Origin of the sequence: Paenibacillus oleatilyticus, assembly GCF_018998565.1 — a bacterium.
GTDB lineage: Bacteria > Bacillota > Bacilli > Paenibacillales > NBRC-103111 > Paenibacillus_G > Paenibacillus_G oleatilyticus.
In genome coordinates this window covers 1-2,003 of the sequence record NZ_JAHNZO010000069.1, presented here as the reverse complement: position 1 = coordinate 2,003, position 2,003 = coordinate 1, and the positions used below count along the sequence as shown (strand labels likewise).

At 55.0% G+C, this 2,003-nt stretch carries 1 protein-coding gene; it reads right to left on the bottom strand.

What is annotated here, in order from left to right; genetic code table 11:
* Nucleotides 1-2,003 (bottom strand): condensation domain-containing protein (locus KQX66_RS36300; RefSeq protein ID WP_216798375.1); only part of this gene is annotated, 2,003 nt, incomplete at both ends.

The following is a 2,003-nucleotide window of genomic DNA, read 5'->3' as shown; positions in this document are numbered from 1 at the left end:
AGGATAGCCAAGATCGCCACCATCATCTCCAGGGAACGCTCGGCCATAACGCCTACCTTCTGATCCGGCTGCACTCCCTTGGCCCGCAAGGTCCGCGCCAGACGGTTCACCCGTTTGTTGAGCTCTCCGTACGTCAGCTCCTCATGCTCGCCTATCACCGCTACCGCATCCGGCGTCCGCTCCACCTGCTCCTCGAACAACTGGTGGATCAACTTCTCCCGGGGATAATCGGCATTCTCGCCGGACCAATTCAGGAATTGCTCTTTCTCTTGCGGCGTGACAAGCTCCAGCTCATCCACGCGAGTATTCGGATTGTCCACAATCTGTTCGATGATCCGCACCAGATGGCCGAACAATCGTTGGACGCCCGCTTCGGTGAACTTCAATGCATTGTAGCTGAAACGGAGGAGCATGCGCTCATCCGGGATTACGGTAACGACAAAGTCATAGTTCGTTTGCTCCGGCGCTTGAATGTTGGAGATGGCCAAAGCCTCTATGCCTCCGCTGACCAGTTGTTCGATCCGCTGCTCCATGGGATAGTTTTCAAATACCATAATATGGTTGATCAAATCCCGTTTCAGCTCGCTTAGCGCCTGAATTTCATACAGCGGGAACGTATCGTGGACGCCCGAAGCCAACGCTTGCTCCTGCGTTCTTCGCATCACATCTGCAAACGATTCCCCTGCCGCGCTTTGAATGCGTACCGGGATCGTGTTGATGAACAGACCGATCATGTTTTCCACGCCCGGGATGTCTGCCGGACGGCCAGAAACGACACACCCAAATACGACATCCGGACTGTTGTTGTAGGCTTGCAGCATAACGCCCCATACGGTCTGCAGGAGCGTGTTGACCGTTACCTGATTTTGTTTGGCCGCCTCTTCGACCCGTTCGTACAGTTCTTGGCTAAACTCAAAATCCAATTCTTCCAGAAGATACCCTTCCTGCTTGTGCTGCCCCTCTTGCGGCAGCAGGGCCTGCTGCTCGTAATCGGCCAAATACCCGCTCCAATAACGCGACGGCGCCTCCAGGTCTTGCTTCTCCAGCCATTCGATAAACTGGGCAAAAGGCGTGACCGGGGCAAGCGCGGGCTGCTTTTGTTCGATAAACGCAAAATAGCTGTCGAACACTTCCTTGAGCATCAAGAACATGCACCAGCCGTCCATCAGGATATGGTGATGGCTCCAAATGACATGGTGGCTTTGCTCTCCGGTACGCAGGACCGCCATCCGCATGAGGGACCCTTGCGCAAGATCAAATCCTTTGGCCTTGTCCAAGGCCGTAAAATCAGCGACATATTTCGCGCGTTCCGCCTCCGGCATCCCGCTTACATCTTCATAATAGATCTCTGCGTCCCGCTTGCGGAACACTACCTGCACCGGCTTGTCCTTCCAGCCGCTTACAAAATTGGTCCGCAGTGCCTCATGCCGCTGCACCAGCAAATCCAAGCTTCTGGAGAAAGCCTCAATATCGAAGGCTCCTTGCAGATCGAACATAACCTGTTCAAAATAAGCTCCCGATTGGGCGTCCATCAGGTTATGGAACAGCATTCCCATTTGCATTGGGGTAAGCGCATACACGTTCTCCAGTTCACCGATCGGCTCCGTCTGTTCCGTCAGCTGCCCGAGCTCTTCCAAAGTCAGTCCCTTCAGTTGGACGTCGCTTGGCGTCAGCTCCGGCCGCTCTTTCTCCAGACAGTGCGCAATCACTTCCCGCAAGCTCGACTGAAGCAGTGCGCCGAGCCGCTCCACCGTTTCCCGGCGGTACTGGGTCGTGCCGTACCGGATGGTCAATTCCAAAGCGCCTTCCGTAACCATGCCGTTCATGTCCAGCGCAAAATCCATCGTTGCGTTCCTGCTGACGTCCGAACCGGTGGAGTATGGAGAAGGCTTCATTCCATTGCTCTCATAGTCCTGATCGAACTGCCCCAAGTAGTTAAAGCTGATTTCCGGCTCCAGGACAAAGCGCTCGCCCTCCTGCGGGGCGGACAAATATCTCAGGAT